The sequence below is a fragment of the Bacillus sp. CGMCC 1.16607 genome (assembly GCF_042683745.1).
Taxonomy (GTDB): domain Bacteria; phylum Bacillota; class Bacilli; order Bacillales; family Cytobacillaceae; genus Pseudoneobacillus.
The window spans coordinates 1-15,383 of record NZ_JBHUJX010000011.1; the positions used below are offsets into that span (position 1 = coordinate 1).

The 15,383-nt window shown below is 35.1% G+C and carries 14 protein-coding genes and 1 other RNA gene; 4 read left to right on the forward strand and 11 right to left on the reverse strand.

Annotation, left to right across the window (positions count from 1 at the left end):
* Window positions 1–157 precede the first annotated feature (157 nt).
* A complete protein-coding gene (locus ACFSO7_RS06935) occupies window positions 158–781 on the reverse strand; it encodes a pyridoxamine 5'-phosphate oxidase family protein (protein WP_377876576.1) in 624 nt (207 codons plus the stop codon).
* Window positions 782–929: 148 nt separating this feature from the next.
* Here ACFSO7_RS06935 and ACFSO7_RS06940 point away from each other — a divergent pair, with 148 nt between their 5' ends.
* The gene (locus ACFSO7_RS06940; RefSeq protein WP_377876577.1) at window positions 930–1,415 is read left to right on the forward strand and encodes an NUDIX domain-containing protein; all 486 of its coding nucleotides are present in this window, start codon (window positions 930–932) and stop codon (window positions 1,413–1,415) included.
* An 82-nt stretch (window positions 1,416–1,497) separates the two neighbouring features.
* Here ACFSO7_RS06940 and ACFSO7_RS06945 read toward each other — a convergent pair whose 3' ends face one another.
* Window positions 1,498–2,031, reverse strand: a complete 534-nt coding sequence (locus tag ACFSO7_RS06945) for a DinB family protein (protein WP_377876578.1) — start codon at window positions 2,029–2,031, stop codon at window positions 1,498–1,500.
* 181 nt (window positions 2,032–2,212) lie between these two features.
* Here ACFSO7_RS06945 and ACFSO7_RS06950 point away from each other — a divergent pair, with 181 nt between their 5' ends.
* Together ACFSO7_RS06950 and ssrS are read left to right on the forward strand one after the other, a co-directional pair.
* Window positions 2,213–3,148, forward strand: a complete 936-nt coding sequence (locus ACFSO7_RS06950) for a DMT family transporter (RefSeq protein WP_377876579.1) — start codon at window positions 2,213–2,215, stop codon at window positions 3,146–3,148.
* A 30-nt stretch (window positions 3,149–3,178) separates the two neighbouring features.
* A non-coding RNA gene (gene ssrS / locus ACFSO7_RS06955) (6S RNA) lies at window positions 3,179–3,375 on the forward strand.
* Between the two features lie 150 nt (window positions 3,376–3,525).
* Here ssrS and ACFSO7_RS06960 read toward each other — a convergent pair.
* Window positions 3,526–4,452, reverse strand: a complete 927-nt coding sequence (locus ACFSO7_RS06960) for a manganese-dependent inorganic pyrophosphatase (protein ID WP_377876580.1) — start codon at window positions 4,450–4,452, stop codon at window positions 3,526–3,528.
* A 182-nt stretch (window positions 4,453–4,634) separates the two neighbouring features.
* Between ACFSO7_RS06960 and ACFSO7_RS06965 the strand changes: the two genes are divergently transcribed.
* A complete protein-coding gene (locus ACFSO7_RS06965; protein WP_377876581.1) occupies window positions 4,635–5,648 on the forward strand; it encodes an LCP family protein in 1,014 nt (337 codons plus the stop codon).
* A 71-nt stretch (window positions 5,649–5,719) separates the two neighbouring features.
* Here the strand turns inward: ACFSO7_RS06965 and ACFSO7_RS06970 are convergent, their stop codons facing one another.
* The 8 genes from ACFSO7_RS06970 to ACFSO7_RS07005 form a co-directional block, all read right to left on the reverse strand.
* The gene (locus tag ACFSO7_RS06970) at window positions 5,720–7,297 is read right to left on the reverse strand and encodes a hypothetical protein (protein WP_377876582.1); all 1,578 of its coding nucleotides are present in this window, start codon (window positions 7,295–7,297) and stop codon (window positions 5,720–5,722) included.
* Window positions 7,298–7,464: 167 nt separating this feature from the next.
* Window positions 7,465–8,271 (reverse strand): alpha/beta fold hydrolase, encoded by an 807-nt coding sequence (locus tag ACFSO7_RS06975; RefSeq protein WP_377876583.1) that lies wholly within the window; start codon window positions 8,269–8,271, stop codon window positions 7,465–7,467.
* 1 nt (window position 8,272) lies between these two features.
* Window positions 8,273–9,313, reverse strand: coding sequence for a P-loop NTPase family protein (locus ACFSO7_RS06980; RefSeq protein WP_377876584.1), 1,041 nt, complete (start codon window positions 9,311–9,313; stop codon window positions 8,273–8,275).
* A 164-nt stretch (window positions 9,314–9,477) separates the two neighbouring features.
* Window positions 9,478–11,265 carry a S9 family peptidase gene (locus tag ACFSO7_RS06985; RefSeq protein WP_377876585.1) on the reverse strand — a complete coding sequence of 596 codons (1,788 nt, stop codon included), beginning with the start codon at window positions 11,263–11,265 and terminating at the stop codon, window positions 9,478–9,480.
* Window positions 11,266–11,426: 161 nt separating this feature from the next.
* Window positions 11,427–12,074, reverse strand: a complete 648-nt coding sequence (locus ACFSO7_RS06990) for a DUF3108 domain-containing protein (RefSeq protein ID WP_377876586.1) — start codon at window positions 12,072–12,074, stop codon at window positions 11,427–11,429.
* Window positions 12,075–12,198: 124 nt separating this feature from the next.
* On the reverse strand, window positions 12,199–12,891 hold the full coding sequence (locus tag ACFSO7_RS06995) for an ECF transporter S component (protein ID WP_377876587.1): 693 nt from the start codon (window positions 12,889–12,891) through the stop codon (window positions 12,199–12,201).
* Window positions 12,870–14,522, reverse strand: a complete 1,653-nt coding sequence (locus ACFSO7_RS07000; RefSeq protein ID WP_377876588.1) for an ABC transporter ATP-binding protein — start codon at window positions 14,520–14,522, stop codon at window positions 12,870–12,872. The genes ACFSO7_RS06995 and ACFSO7_RS07000 overlap by 22 nt, the downstream gene beginning before the upstream one ends.
* A complete protein-coding gene (locus ACFSO7_RS07005) occupies window positions 14,504–15,382 on the reverse strand; it encodes an energy-coupling factor transporter transmembrane component T (RefSeq protein WP_377876589.1) in 879 nt (292 codons plus the stop codon). Before ACFSO7_RS07005 ends, ACFSO7_RS07000 begins: the two co-directional genes overlap by 19 nt.
* Window position 15,383 lies beyond the last annotated feature (1 nt).

Here is a 15,383-nt window from a genome sequence, read left to right on the forward strand (position 1 = left end):
CCTTTAATATCTTCAATTTTTCCTCTACAGGATAAGCCCTTTTAGACAAAATAAATACTCCCCTTGAGTAAACAGATTTTTATTTTTTAATCTGTCTACTTAAAGGGGAGCATATCATAGATGGTGGGGATTTATTTTTTTATTTCAATTAACAAAATTAGTATAGTCTTTTGATATACCCTTCTTCTAGCCTCTCCTTCATCTTTCTTTCATCCATACCAGGAATATTAACGTGAGCGGAAAGAATTTTTGCTGCAGAAGGCAGATTCCCATCGTTTAACCACGATTCTTGTTGCCAAAGCGATGAACGTTTTAACGCTTTACCACATTGAATAAAACACTCTTCAATTTCTACCGCAATCCCTACCAATGGTTTTTTCCCGTTAGCCACCATTTGTATCATAATATCTTCGTCTTGGATAATAGACGCTTTTCCATTAACCCTCAAAGTCTCTTTTAAACCTGGAATGATGAAAAGTAAACCAACTCGTGGATTTTGCAATATATTTCGTAATGAATCCACTCGATTATTTCCTTTCCTCTCCGGAATGACCAAATATCTCTCATTTAGAGTCAAAACAAACCCAGCCTGGTCCCCTCTTGGAGAAACATCACAAAAACCATCCTTATCAGTTGTGCTCATTACAAGAAATGGCGATTTCGAAATAAAATCTTGACAATGCGAATCAAGAAAATTAATCACTTTTTTCTGAGCAACCTCACTCGGTTTACCGATTAAATCTCTTAAAATATTTTCTGAGTCAATGATGCTATTAAACATAATACACACTCCTATTCTATTTGCTCATATTAATTTTTAATTGCTACCCTTTTTTCCTTTTTATGTGCTATTTTCGATATAAGATAATAATTTTCCGATTTTATACCCTTCATTTGATTTAAAAAATAAAATTAGAGAGGTCTTAGATATGCAAAAATCCATTTATGTTGATTGGAATGGCCACAACGTTAAACTTACATGGTATCCTGGTTTTCTACCTAATTATGATAAAGTGACAAGTGTACATGGTGTTTGTTTTGAACAAGAAAAAGTTTTATTAGTCCAAATTGAAGGAAGAGGTTTTAATTTCCCAGGAGGTCATGTTGAAAAAGAAGAGCTACCAGAAAATGCAATACATCGTGAAGTATATGAAGAAGGCTATGTAAAAGGAACAATTAAATTGTTAGGCGCTATCGAAGTAAGCCATAAAAATAATCCATTATTTGATCCAAACGGAAAATATCCACTCATCGGATATCAATTATTTTATCGAATGGATATTTCAGAATGTTATCCTTTTCTACGTGAAAATGAGGCTAAGACACGTATTTGGGCTGAACCAGCCGAGGTCCCGTTTATAATAAATGATCATGAACTTATTCATTTTATTCTTGAAAAAGCTTTAATACTATAGATAGTCAATGATTTCGTTTGATTTTTCGAAAGCCCTCATTTTTCGAAATACGTGCTAAAGGAGGGCTTTCTTCGTTTTATCATTATAAAGGATAATCCTCCGATTCCAGATATCGTTCTTCTAATATTTTCCGATGATGAAGTTCATGCCCTGCTATAATATATGCCAATGCATTGACAGTTACTTCAAATCCATTTGCATTCCCTCTTCGGTTCCAAGCTTGTTCATTTAAACTATTTAGTAATTGAAGTGTGGATTGCCTTACAACTTTCCAATTTTCTATCAGATCGTTCATTGACTGCATTTCAAACAACCCATTTTGAACGTATACTTTATCGTCATATCCCGGTAGATCCCCTGTTTCCCCCCTTGCAATACAAAGGAGACGGTAAGTCATAATTTGTTCCGTATCTGTTAAATGACCAATTACCTCTTTGATACTCCATTTATCTGTTCCATAACGATAATGTCCTTGATCCTCTGAAATACCCTTAAGTAAATGCAGTGATTCAATAAACTGCAGTTGAAGAATATTTCTAACTTCCCCACTGGGAACAAGTTTAATATAAGTAGCATAATAAGGTGCAAAGTCGTTCGTTTCTGGTCGCTTCTCCATCGCCTTTCCCCTCCATCTAATATGGTCCATATAATTCCAATAATAACATATATGTGAAAACCGTAATAACAAAATTCTCCTACTAAAGTTGTAGTCCAAGACCTTCCATCAGACGATTCTTCTGCCAAAAAGTGATGTTAACATGTAAATATGATAAATAGTTAGCAAAGGAGAGGTCCCCATGAAAAAGTCCGGATTATATATTGTATATATTTTTGCCATATTAAACGCGAGTATTGTTGGTTTATCCTTTTTATTTACCAAAACAGCAATCATGATTTCTAGTCCTTTAGATACTTTAGCATTCCGATTTACCATTTCATTTTTTGCCCTTTTAATACTTGCATTACTAAAGGTTGTAAAAATTAATATAAGCTTAATGACAATAAAGAAACTCATTCCATTGGCTTTATTTTATCCGACCCTTTTCTTTAGTTTTCAAGCATTTGGTCTTAAATACTCTCCATCTTCAGAAGGCGGCATTTTATTTGCAACGACACCAATTATAACCGCAATATTTGCATCATACTTTTTAAAAGAAAAAACAAATTATATTCAAAAGCTTTCCATATTATTATCTGTTTTCGGGGTTATTTTCATTTTTATCATGAAAGGAAGATCTATTGATCTGGATAATCTTTTAGGAATCAGTCTTCTATTATTATCATGCCTTTCGATTTCAGGTTATACCGTCATGGCTAGATCGCTAGCTAAAGATTTCAAACCTCTTGATATTACCTTTTTTATGCTTGGTTTAGGTTTAATTTTCTTTAATGGTATGGCTATTATTAACCATCTTAATTCTGGCACTTTAGTGGAATTCGTAGCACCATGGTCAAACATGAAATTCGTCATTTCCATTGTGTTTTTAGGAATATTTGCGTCTCTAGTTACTTCCCTGCTTTCTAACTTTATTTTATCAAAGATTTCAGCGTCACAAATGAGTGTTTTTTCAAATTTATCTACAATCGTCTCTATTATTGTAGGAGCTATATTCCTAAATGAAACCATTCATCTTCATCATATTGTTGGATCGATATTTATCATTCTTGGAGTTGTTGGAACGAATTATTTTGGAAATAAAAAAGAAAAGCTTAAAGGTAACAACTGCCATTGAAAATGGTAAATAATTAAGGTATTATACTAATACAAGCTGCGTTGTACGTAATGATAATTAAGTTTTAACCTTTAAGCTGTAATAGGGAGTTTTTATCGAAGGTGAAATGACATGCCTCTGTCTATACGACAAGGAGGACAAGCAGGAAACCTTTAGCGAACACCCACTTTGAGGAGTGGTGGTTTAAAACTTTCTTATCACATAAATACGGCAAAGGCGGCTACATAACCTTTCTAACAAACCAGTTCCTCATGGAAGCTGGTTTTATTTTTATCTAAAAACGAAAAAAGGACAAAAACTTGTGTTTTCATCCTTTTTGAATACGATAAAAGTGTAAATTTTTTAGTCATCGAAAAACAGAACAGTTCTTTTCTAATTTAACTAAATGTTGCAGTTAACGGTGGTACAATTTGCTTTTTACGTGAGACAACACCTTTTAGTGTTGCTGTGTTATTATCCAATGTAACATTAAATGCTTGCTCTACATTCTTTGTTGCTTCACCTAATGCGACTGCAATAGAATCATTCGTTAAAATATCTGTCACAACAAATACAAATAAATCTAACCCTTTTTCTTCAATAACTTCTGTAAGAGCTGCTTCAAGTTCTTTTTGACGAGAAAGGACATCATTTGTGTCTACCGCATTTACTTGGGCAACCTCCACTTTTGATGAACCCATTGGGAATACTTTCGAATCTAATGAAATTAATTCACTAATACTTTTTACACTTAAATTTGCTCCTGCCTTCAACAAATTTAAGCCATATTCCTCAATATTAACTCCGGCAATGGCTCCTAATTCAGTAGCAGTATCGATATCTTCTTTCGTACATGTTGGTGATTTAAATAATAATGTATCGGAAATAATAGCTGATAGCATTAAGCCAGCTATTTCTTTCGGAATAGAAACTCCATTTTCTTTGTACATTTTATTTAAAATTGTTGCCGTACAACCTACTGGCTCGGCACGGAAATACAAAGGATCTTTCGTTTCAAAATTTGCGATGCGATGATGATCGATTACTTCTAAAATACGAACTTCAGTAATGTCCTCAGCACTTTGTTGACGTTCATTATGATCAACTAAAATGACATTTTCCACTTCCGTTGCAACTGCTTCAACTAAACGCGGCTCTTTTACTTTAAAGTAGTCTAATGCAAATTTTGTTTCTTCACTTACGTGTCCTAAACGAATAGGCTCTGTGTTAAATCCTAATTTATTTTTTAGTTCAGAGTAAGCAATAGCTGAACAAATTGTATCAGTATCAGGATTTTTATGACCAAAAATGAATATCTTTTCCATTTTGACTCTCCTTATTTCTTGTAAATAGGAATAATCACTTTATTATTCCATCACTTATCTTACCATATGTTATCATTTTTTTTAAATAACAATTCATTTGTTTTAATAAGTCCAACTATCTTCCAATATTTAATATACTTAACTCCTTTAATTAGTGAAAAACTAAAATAGGAGGGAGGTGTATGATGTTTAAACTGTTTTCCATTTTCATTCTTTTATTGTTAACGTCATGTGCACAATTTTTCCCAGAAGACAATGAAGGAAAAACGCCTACTCAAAGTGTTTTACCCGAACAGCAAAAAAATCAAATAAAATTGCGCTTTTCCGATGCAAAAAATATCCAAAATGAAGATTTATCTAGATTGAAAAAAGAGCAAAATCAAGCTAAACAAATGAAGAAAATGAAGAAAAATGATGAGGGAACAATCAATTTCCTTTTGTTAGGCAGTGATACACGCGGGGAGAAAGTATCACGTGCAGATTCTATGATCGTTGCCCAATATGACTCAAAGCATCGAAATATAAAATTAGTCTCTTTAATGAGAGATTGTTATGTAGAAATTCCAAATTATAGTAAAAAATATAATAAATTAAACTTAGCCTATTTTCTTGGTGGAACAGAATTATTAAAAGAAACAATCAAGAAAAACTTTGATATTTCAATTGATCATACTGTAATCATTGATTTTCAAGGTTTTGTGAAAATTATCGATACGCTTGCACCGGAAGGGATTCCTGTCCATGTGAAGCAAGATATAGTCAACGATATGCGTCTAAATTTAAAACCAGGAGTTAATTCTCTTCATGGAAAAGAATTACTTTCTTATGTTAGATATAGACATGATGGAGAAAGTGATTTTGGCCGAGTTAGAAGACAACAAGAAGTCCTGACCCTTCTTAAAGATACATTACAAAATCGTCTAGTTTCATTTGAGGGTTTCACGAAAATGCCTTCACTTGTTTCCGATTCATTTGAACATTTAGATACAGATATACCATTAGAAAAAATGCTATCCATCTCATCAAAAATGCTTTTAAACCCAATAGATAAAGTAGAAACATTAAGAATCCCTGTCAAAGATGGTTATGTCAATGAACAATACGAACATAGTGGCGCAGTTTTGAAGTTAGATATGCCTAAAAATCGCGAGGTCTTAAAGGACTTCCTAAGTGAACCAGAGCCAGTGAATAATTAAATGAGCGGTCTTTACAATTCCCAAAAAAGAGCCGACAAGAAGTTTTTTACCTTCTGTCGGCTCTTTCAACCTTATCTTGCCACAGCATCTTTAGAGTAAGCTGTAACCGTACGTGAAATTCCATCTGGACCAGTTAAGAACCATGAAATTTCCGTCCCTTTAAAAGTTGTTTCAAATACATTCGTTTGTACACCTGGTTTAAACTGATCTTTTTTAGCAACTTCATTTTTTAATACTAGACCTTTGAAGTTACTACTACCAGCATTTACTTCCACAATGTTTTGATTCTGATAGCCCCAAACAGCAGTAAATGTTCCATCCCCGTTGTTATATACTTTACTTAAGGTCGGGATTAATGCTGAATACTTCGGTGCGTTAGAAGAATAGGCTGTAACGATTTTCTTCTGTCCATCCGGACCTGTTATTTCCCATATCAAATGAGTACCTTTAAATATTGTTGAGAAAGCCTCTTGATTTGTTCCTGCAATAAAATCATTCTTCATTGGTTGACTTTTGATGTCCACATCTCCAGAAATAAACTTACTTTCTTTTGCATCCACTGTTACATCATTCCTATTTTGATAACCCCAATAAGCTGTAAATGTACCATTACCATTATCGTAAACTGCTTTAACAGTTGGAAATAACTCTACATAGTTTTTAGCAAAACGTGATTCAGCAATAGCGGTATGACTTGTGCCATTTAATCCTTCTAAGTTCCATGACAGTGTTAATCCATTAAAATTCGTTTTAAAAGCTTCATGAACAAATCCAGGCAGAAAATTTGTTTTCATAGGTTGTAAATTATTTAGGGCCGGGGTTGTAAACTGGCTTACCTTTGAATCAACCTTAACATTATTTTCATTATGATAGCTCCAATATGCAGTGTAAGAACCATTTTGATTATTATATACAGCTTTTACTAAAGGTTGAACCGATTTATACGATTTAGCATTACTTGCATATGCAGTTGAGGTTCTCTTCACTTTATCAGGCCCAGTTAATTCCCAAGAAATAGAAGGACCAACAAATATCGTTTTAAAGGCTTCCTCCACTTTCCCTTCTGCAAAGCCTTTTAATATTGGAGCATCCCCTTTATAAACATACGCGGATATAAGCCTACTGTCCAATGCGTCTATCGTAACATCGTTCTCATTTTGGTAACCCCAATACGCGGTAAATGTTCCATCCCCATTATCATAAACATCCTTAACAAGGGGAAAAATTGGCTTATTTAAGGTAAATGTGGAATACTCATCTTTATCATCTTCTGTTCCATCTTCAGAATCTGAAAGATCGATCCAGTAATTAATTGTCCCTTTACTACCAGTAACTTTTGTAGGATTATAAGAATCTGTTTCATCATCTTCTTTAACTTTAAATGTGACATCCTTCGTAGCTTCAAACCCGCTCGGTTTACTTGCTTTGTAAAGTGAGCTATTTTGTCTACTGAAAGAAATCTGCTTCTCTTTATCTTTTTCCTTATAAATGAGAGTAACTTTTGCATTTTTGTTCAGCTCTCCACTTTGAATATGCAAGTGAATTTGCTCTGATTTACTTTTACCCAAGGTTGTTTGAGGTATTGCGAAACTAACAAATAATACAAATGCCATGATCCAATACACATTGATTTGAAAAAACTTCTTCATTCCTTTGCCCCCTATTCATTTTCGTTGTTCATTTTTACCTAAAATTATCTCCATGTATTTCCTTAAAAGGTTCGAATTCACATTTTTGGAATTTGGGGGTGTTTTTTGAATTTATTAAAAATAGGTAAGATGGCATAGATTATAATTTACTAATTAGGATTTCATGCCTACAAATATAAATCATTTAGAAAATTTATTACGGTTTGATTAAAAAGTTTGGGATTTTCTAAATTCATAAAATGGGCAACATTAGGAACCACTACTATTTGACTATTTTGTATTTGTTGATGATAAAAATCAGCCATTTGGTGGTAATCCTCAAAGTCTAATTCTCCTACTAGTATCAGAGTGGGAACATTGATCGTATGTAGTAACTCCCTTGTATCCCCCGTTGGAAGCGGCTTCCCGTCTCGGGGGACAATTGCTAGAGCATGCAGAAACATTTGATCAAGTAATTGGCAAATTTCATCTAAACCTTCTTCTTTCCGATACGGACCGTATACACTTTTCCATTTTAGAAGCTTCATCATCTCCTCATAATTATTTTCACTATATGTTTCTTGGAATCTTTTAAAATATACACTTACTTCGTCAGACCATCTGTGTCCAACCATTCCTGCACTCGTTAATATTAGACTTTTCACTTTTTCTGGGTATTTTATCGTAAACGATGGCGCTACTGTCCCGCCATAAGAGTATCCTAAAATATGAGCCTTTTCTATTTTTAATTCATTTAATAAATCATATAGATCATCAAGCAATTGAAATTCGCCAGCTGGCATGATTGTTTTACCAAATCCACGAAGATCGATTCGAATCGTTTGAAAATGCTGGGAAAATTCATTAAACTGAGGCTCCCACATGCGCGAATCTGAATCGATTCCATGGATGAGTAACAAAGGCTCCCCAGCTCCTGCCATCTCATAATACATTTCAACATTTGAAAGCTTTACATAACCTTTAACCACTTCCATCCTATTTTACCTCCTCTAGGTTTCCAATATAGATAAGTGACTCTACATCCACATGATCAAATTCCCCTTTAATAATCCTTTGTACCTCCGAAAGGGTATTTTGTAACGGTACAAATACACCTTGTTTTTTTGTAAATGGCTCAGCAATGAAAAATGTTTGAGTGAAATAAGCCTCTAAGCGGAGACCCTTTTGAAAAATTTCGTTCTCTAACGCAGGCATCTTCCCCTTATCCAAAAATCTTAACTCACGATAACGGCGAAGTATTTTTCTAGCTTGTTGTTGCGTTTGCATATGATTTTTATCTAAATGCGCCCCTTCAAGTAATACGGATGTTGAATAAATGGGGTTGATAGCTGGATACATTTTTCTTGATATAAGCTCTGCATCGAACTGCCATAAGGAATCAAGCGGTCCATAAGGGTCTTGTTCATCAACTGCATCTCCACGTAAATCCACTAATAATGTGGTCGTTAATACTCCAGCATTCTGAAGTTTCTCAATTAATGAATAAATTTCACCAGTGAGAACGTTTTGACGGTCAGCAGCTAGAAATATATTCTGTTTGTTATCGATTTCGAGGATTTTTTCATATACTTCCTTTGGAGAGTGACATAAATATTTCGTTTCATTGATCACATCACTTAAACCGGGCACATCTTCTTCCGGTAATAAAAAGACAGTTGGATGACCTTGTTGATTCATTCTGCGAAAGATTTCTGCCAACATAACTAATTGCCCCATTCCAGGCCTTGCCACAAATCCAATCGTTCCACCTCGAGTTAAAGGAGCAAACAAATCTATAACTTTAATTCCCGTTTCAAGCATCTCTGCTTCCTCCCCTCGAATAATGAGTTCATCCACTGAACATTCCGCAAGATTAGCAAGAGCTACAAGTGTTTTTACCTCTGCTCTTCCTAGCGGAATTTTCCCTGTACAAAGATTGGAGACCGTTGCCGGACGTAAGCCAACTGTGGCAGCTGCAACGGTTAGATTGTGAACTCTTTGCCGCAAAAGCTCAACATTTAATCTTAAATCATTCATTTTAACCTCTCCCTTTTTACTCTAAAGAGCAATAAAAAATACTTCTAACAGTAATATACATTTCATTCAATTCCAATGTCAACAAAATTTTCCAGCCCAAACAACAAAAAAATTCGCATATGAGTTCGTTTCCGAAAACACATGCGAATTTTGATTATATTTAACTAAATAAAACGGTCAAAGAATTCTAGAACGGCTCGGTATACCTTCATTTCGTTTTCTTTCTTCGAGAACCCGTGACCTTCGTCCTCAAGGACCATATATTCAACACTTGCACCATTCTTTTGAAGTGCTTCTACGATCTTGTCTGATTCCGCTTTGACAACACGTGGATCCGTTGCACCTTGAATGACTAGCATCGGCTTAACCATTCCTTCTAAATAGGTGATTGGTGAATACTCGATTAATTTTTCTCGGTCTTTTACAGGGTCACCTACCCATTGATTCATAGCTGGCTTCCAATGCTCCGGTACTGATTCGATGAATGAGAATAAGTCGCTCGGTCCAAATATATCAACAACTGCTTTAAAGTAATCCGGATGACGTCCATGAAGTAGTAAGGCCATGTAACCTCCGTAGCTTCCACCCATTAAAAGAATTTTATTACGGTCCGCGTAGCCGTTATTAATTAAAAACTCAAGACCTTCTACATTATCGAGACGAGGTCCGTGACCCCAATCACCTTCTACCATTTTCATAAATTTTAATCCATACCCTGAAGAACCACGGAAGTTCGGAGCAAAAATACTATAGCCTCTATTCACTAAAAATTGGAATAGCGAGCGAAATGATTTTCGTTCAGCTGATTGCGGACCACCATGAGGCCACAAAATAACGTGACCATTATTTGTTTCTTCCTTTGCTTTGAAAAATAATGCCTCGATTTTTAGACCATCAAATGAAGGATAAGTTAATACTTCTGGTTCGATTAATTCAATCACATCGACGCCTGGGACTCCATAGTTTGTTAATGCTTCCCAATTTGGTTGGGATGGCCCCTTTTTATAAATATTAAAAGGACTTGTTGCAGAGCGAGCAAGAAGATAGAGATTTCCGTTCTCTGTCACTTGGATTTTTTCAATAATGCTTGCAGGTATTTCTATTTTTGTTAATTCACCGGTTTGTAAATCGTAATGATAGAGATAATCTTCCACTCCTTTAGATACTCCTAAATAGAGGGCATTTCGGTTCTTATCATATTTAATTTCTGAAAAGTCTTCTCCATCTTTAGCTAGGACTTTCGTAAATTCTTTTGTGTTCAAATTAAATTTAGCCAAATAGGATAGGTCATCGTTATAATTTGTCAGAAGGCATAGTTCATCTTCTGATATATAGACTGCACCATTAATGGTGTGTTGTTCTACTGTTGCAGGTGTTAGTAGAATTTCTTCCTCATTCCGTTTAACGTATGCTAGCGTGTGAGTATTGGCAAAATGTTTGAAATATAAATAGCTTTTTTCCTCTGGGCTTGTATTTAACAAGTATGTTGCTGCATCTACACCTTCAATGACAACGGTTTCTTCTTCTGTTTCAAGATTGTAGCAATAGGCTTTTAAACAAGTTGGATCGTCTTTTGTAGATGTGTAATAAAGTCGTTTTCCATCCTTTGAAAGGAACGGACTCATATGACGATGGCCTTCTTGCGTTCGCAAAGGCTTTAATTCTCCACCTTTAGGAGGTAGTGCATATAATTGAGCATTCTCGTCCCCATCTTTATCAAAGCCAGCAATAACAAATCGACCTTGTTTATCATACACAATACCGTGACTACTTTGGTCAATAAAGGTTAGTGGGTATGGAAATACGTTAGGAAGATCCATTGCCCACAAGTTATATTTGCCACTAATATTTGTACTAAAAATAAGCTGTGTTTCGTCATGATTAACCGCAAAATCCTGTATAGCGAATGTACGGAAAAACTGTTCCACATCCGGCTTCTTAAAAGATAACATTCCTATTGACCCCATTTCTAAATAAATTCACTTATGTATATTCTAGTGAAAAGGAACTAATTCCTGCTTGTTTATTTTGAATATTTAAACAGTTCCTTTAGCGAATTAACGCATCCGGGGTCTGACCCCCGATGCGTTAATTCGTTAAAGAAAGTATTATTCTATCTCACAAAGTCAAAATAGACTCCTTCAGATAATTTTACGGATTGTTTTAATAGTTCCTTCGTTTTACTACTAATCCAATAGGTTTGTAGATTTTCTCCAAAATGAAGTTGGATACACCATGCATCAACCTCTTTTATACCGTCTGATATTTTATCTATTCCTGTCACTTCAATTTGTACGGGTACAGTAGCTTTTACCATATGATTAAAAGCCTCGAGCTCTGCTTTATAGCCAATATCCAAAGGTAATAGCCTTAGCAAAAGCTCAAGCGAAAACAAGTCAAAAGCTCCATGATCCTTATCAATGGTCATCGTTCGGATATTATCTCCATCAGTAACCTCTAAATCTATGTATTCAGTATGATATTCCAGTTTTACAATCATACTTCCTTCATCCAGGCAATTAAGAGGTTCGAAGGTTGAATGTTTAATCGCTAACTGTATCGTGCGACTTCTCTTATTTGGATCTAAAAACACTAATTTTTGCTGTCTGAAGAGGATATCGTTTTCTTCATCTAGCCAAATCTTTTCACTCGTCGTTCCAATCTGATTGGTCTGCCCGTTTTCCATCCAAACTACTTTTTTCTCATCGCTACAAGCCTTAAATGATTTCCAATCTACTACTTCATCCCCAGTTTTAATCATTAAATTCACCTCAACATATTCTTCTCACCTAATTATACCAAGGATAGATAATTTTGTATGAAAAATCTCTTTTTTCTAAAAATAGATAAAACCCCCAGAGTGATCCTCTGAGGGATTATATTGATTATTCTAGTAGACCATACTTTTTCTTAAATCTTGAAAGAATTTTCATCCAGACATTTCCGAAAACTAAAAGGAAAAAAACGTTTGACATGGAATGCATAAAGTCAAACAATGCACTTCCCACTAAATAGGTCAAAAACGATTTACTATTTAATATTTCGCCTGATTGAGTAAAAGAAAATAAAGACCATAAATTCATAATCCATCCAAAAAGAAAGCCCCAAATGACTCCAAATATGATTTTCCCCAAAATGCTATTCATAAATCTGGTTTTATTTAATAGTCCAGCTGTCAGACCAACAAACCCCCATGCCACCATTTGCCAAGGTGTCCAGGGTCCTTGACCCAAAACCATATTTGAGGCTAAAGCTGCTACTGCCCCAATCATAAAGCCACTTTCTGCACCAAATACAAGTCCTGACATCATAATCACAAATGTTGTAGGTTGAACACTGGGAATACTTGCAAACGGGATTCTACCAACTGCCGCAATCGAAGCTAACACGGCAAGTAGAACTAGCTCACGTGCATCCACTTTTCTATTCTCAAATCGAAAAATTAGATATAGAATGGATAGGATAACAAGTCCAAAACTCAATAATAAGTAATTTTCATCCCATATAAGAGATACCCAAAGTAACACTGTGACCAAGAGAATAAGTGCAGGCAATGCTACTTTTGTTCGATTCCGCAAAGTAGACGCGCCTCCTCGAATGTCACAATATCAACATCAGGATGGTTCCTAAACAATCTTTGCACCATCGTTGTGTAAAAGAAATTCCCTTTGAAAAACTTTCTCGGACTATTTTCTGAAGTAATATTCCCTTGAAACATCATTCCGCATTTGGTTGCGTACTGTGCCGCGAATTCCACATCATGGGTAGACATCAAAATCGTCATACCACTTTCCTTTAACTCTAACAAAATTTCTGCAAAATTTTCCTTTGAAATAGGATCTAACCCTTTTGTTGGTTCATCTAGTAACAATACTTCCGGTTTACGTAAGAGCAAGCAAGCTAATGCTGCTTTTTGAAGCTCTCCTCCACTTAAATCATATGGGTGACTTTTCCGAAGATGTGCGATTCCTAATTGGTTTAATAATAAATCTACTTCCTGTTGAGACGTTATCCCCCATCTATTCATCGTTTCTTCGATTTCTTTTTCGACCGTATCATGGATAAAGAAGATTTTTGGATTTTGAGGTAAATATCCTATCCTTCTTGATAGTTCATTTTTTCCCCATGATTTTAGTGGTTGATTATGAAGGAATAACTTACCTTGAGTTGGCTTATGTATTCCCGTTAAAAGTTTTAAGAAAGTTGACTTCCCAGAACCATTTCCCCCTAGTAAAGCATAAATTTCTCCCTGCATTAGAGAAAATTGAAAGTCCTTTAATACGAAGTCATCTTCTTTACTATAACGATAATATATGTCTTTTACGTCTAACACCTTTTGAGTGCTCTGTTTCCATACTTCTTGATTTCCCTGGTTTTGTTTCTGAAGTGTTTTCTCTCTTATCCAATTTCTCCCATCCTTTACTGACAAAGGGACCTTTTTATCTGCATCTTTTTTTGTGCTACTTAAATAAAGTGATGGAATCGATGGGACAAATGCATGTTGTCGTGAATTCCATATCGATTCCATGACCTTTTGTGGTTCACCATCTGCAATAATCTTCCCATTTTCCATCATGACAATTTTATCTGCAATCGTGAAAACCTCATCTAGTCGATGCTCCGCAAGAATAATAGTCATACCAAACTCTTCGTTTAAACGAACTAACATATCTAAAAACTCTCTTGCACTTACAGGATCTAATTGAGCAGTAGGTTCATCTAGAAGCAATATTTCAGGCTGCATGAGTAAAACGGAAGCTAAATTGATTTGCTGCTTTTTTCCACCTGAAAGTTCATTTGTTTTACGATGAAGAAGTGATTCAGCTCCAAAGAAATGAACCATCTCTGCTACTCTACTTCTCATCTCATTTGTCGAAAGACCGATGTTCTCTAACCCAAAAACGAGTTCATCAAGCACATCCTCCGCAATCACTTGATTTTCAGGATCTTGAAATACAAATCCAATTGAGCCTGAATGTTGTCCATCACCTTTAAGGTTTAGGCCGTTTATGAAAATTTCACCATCTAGTTTTCCATGCGGCTGAATCTCTTTTTTTAATAATCGTAAGAGCGTACTCTTTCCTGAACCTGAAGCTCCAAAAAGGACGACAAATTGACCTTTTTCCACCTGAAAATGAAGATTACTTAAAGCAACAGATTGAGACGTTGGGTAGGTAAAAGAAACATGATTCATTTCAATAAACGCCATCTGATTACACCCCCCAATTCAACAAATAATGGAAAACATAAAAGCAATGCATAAATGAAAATCTGGATTAACTCAATCGGTACTAATTGGATCGATTCCATTCTTGGGTAAATAGTGAGGAAACCATACCCTAAGAAACGACCATATAAGAGAGAAAAAACTAAGCTAAATATATAAATAAAGGCAAATATGTCCGATTTTTTCAAAGAGAAATGTTCATATGAGGAGCGATTTGGTTTGCCATAACCTCTGGCTTTCATCGAATCAGCTGTTTGGATGGCTTCTTCTAATGAGTAGGTTAATAATACTTGAATGTAAAGCATCCCTTTTTTTAGCCGATCCCGCCACGGTCCATGATTTATATAAATCCCTTTGCTTTTTTGAACAGCCGAAATATCCTCGATTCTTCTTCTCATTAACGGAATAAATCGTAGTGTTAGCATTAGCAAGATTGCAAATTGCGGAATGATTTTTGAAAATAAAAATAAAAGTTTGTTTGTTGTCATGATTTCATTGTAGGAAACAAAGATCATCATGACTCCGAGGATAGAAATGGCGGACATTCCACCGTAAATGGCAGCCTCGGCCGTTACTCGATGCCCAAAGATTTCAAATAAAACATTACGTCCCCTTTCATTAAAAAGGGGATTCATTAAGAAGATGAGTAGTCCGCTAATGATCATAAGAAAGAGCCAACGCCGCAAACTTTCAAATTGATCATGGACAAAATGAATAATGATTAGAATGCAAAAAGCTACTGTTAAATAGAATGGATGCATAAATAGCATAAGTAATGCTAGTGAAACCATGTAATAGCAAAAAGTAACACTGGGATGAAAAGCACTAAAATGGGTTTTCATT

Bases quoted from the DNA above. Each gene is read 5' to 3' on its own strand.
- ACFSO7_RS06935 (WP_377876576.1), bottom strand. From the start codon at position 781: ATGTTTAATAGCATCATTGACTCAGAAAATATTTTAAGAGATTTAATC.
- ACFSO7_RS06940 (WP_377876577.1), top strand. From the start codon at position 930: ATGCAAAAATCCATTTATGTTGATTGGAATGGCCACAACGTTAAACTT.
- ACFSO7_RS06945 (WP_377876578.1), bottom strand. From the start codon at position 2,031: ATGGAGAAGCGACCAGAAACGAACGACTTTGCACCTTATTATGCTACT.
- ACFSO7_RS06950 (WP_377876579.1), top strand. From the start codon at position 2,213: ATGAAAAAGTCCGGATTATATATTGTATATATTTTTGCCATATTAAAC.
- ACFSO7_RS06960 (WP_377876580.1), bottom strand. From the start codon at position 4,452: ATGGAAAAGATATTCATTTTTGGTCATAAAAATCCTGATACTGATACA.
- ACFSO7_RS06965 (WP_377876581.1), top strand. From the start codon at position 4,635: ATGATGTTTAAACTGTTTTCCATTTTCATTCTTTTATTGTTAACGTCA.
- ACFSO7_RS06970 (WP_377876582.1), bottom strand. From the start codon at position 7,297: ATGAAGAAGTTTTTTCAAATCAATGTGTATTGGATCATGGCATTTGTA.
- ACFSO7_RS06975 (WP_377876583.1), bottom strand. From the start codon at position 8,271: ATGGAAGTGGTTAAAGGTTATGTAAAGCTTTCAAATGTTGAAATGTAT.
- ACFSO7_RS06980 (WP_377876584.1), bottom strand. From the start codon at position 9,313: ATGAATGATTTAAGATTAAATGTTGAGCTTTTGCGGCAAAGAGTTCAC.
- ACFSO7_RS06985 (WP_377876585.1), bottom strand. From the start codon at position 11,265: ATGTTATCTTTTAAGAAGCCGGATGTGGAACAGTTTTTCCGTACATTC.
- ACFSO7_RS06990 (WP_377876586.1), bottom strand. From the start codon at position 12,074: ATGATTAAAACTGGGGATGAAGTAGTAGATTGGAAATCATTTAAGGCT.
- ACFSO7_RS07000 (WP_377876588.1), bottom strand. From the start codon at position 14,522: ATGGCGTTTATTGAAATGAATCATGTTTCTTTTACCTACCCAACGTCT.
- ACFSO7_RS07005 (WP_377876589.1), bottom strand. From the start codon at position 15,382: ATGAAAACCCATTTTAGTGCTTTTCATCCCAGTGTTACTTTTTGCTAT.